Origin of the sequence: Corynebacterium sp. HMSC061H03, assembly GCF_001838215.1 — a bacterium.
In the GTDB taxonomy this organism is placed as follows: Bacteria; Actinomycetota; Actinomycetes; order Mycobacteriales; family Mycobacteriaceae; genus Corynebacterium; species Corynebacterium jeikeium_D.
This window is the reverse complement of the sequence record NZ_KV836074.1, coordinates 1-339: the sequence shown is the minus strand read 5'-3', so window position 1 is coordinate 339 and position 339 is coordinate 1. Positions and strand designations below refer to the sequence as shown.

Sequence of the window (339 nt, the reverse complement as noted above, 5' to 3'; positions counted from 1 at the left end):
TGAACTCTGCGACAGTGTCGAAGACTTCTCCGTGGTACATCTCGGTTTTCACGTGCCCGAAGAAATTTTCCATGACCGCGTTGTCGTAACAGTTGGCTTTACGCGACATCGACTGAACACCACCGTTGTCGCCAATCAAGTTGCGCCAGGACGAATGCTGGTACTGGAAACCTTGGTCAGTGTGCATCATCCACCCGGGTTCAGGCGCACACGTGTTAATCGCCTTAGCTAAAGAATCGGCGGTAAACGCTGTCGACGGCGATGTAGCCACGGTGTGAGCAACAATTGAACGGTCGAACAGATCCATCACCGGTGACAGATAGACCTTGCGGCCTGCGA

At 53.4% G+C, this 339-nt stretch carries 1 protein-coding gene; it reads right to left on the bottom strand.

Going from position 1 to position 339, the window contains the following annotated elements; genetic code table 11:
* Positions 1-339: DDE-type integrase/transposase/recombinase (locus HMPREF2787_RS06780; RefSeq protein ID WP_141763276.1), on the bottom strand; the 339-nt coding region annotated here is incomplete at both ends.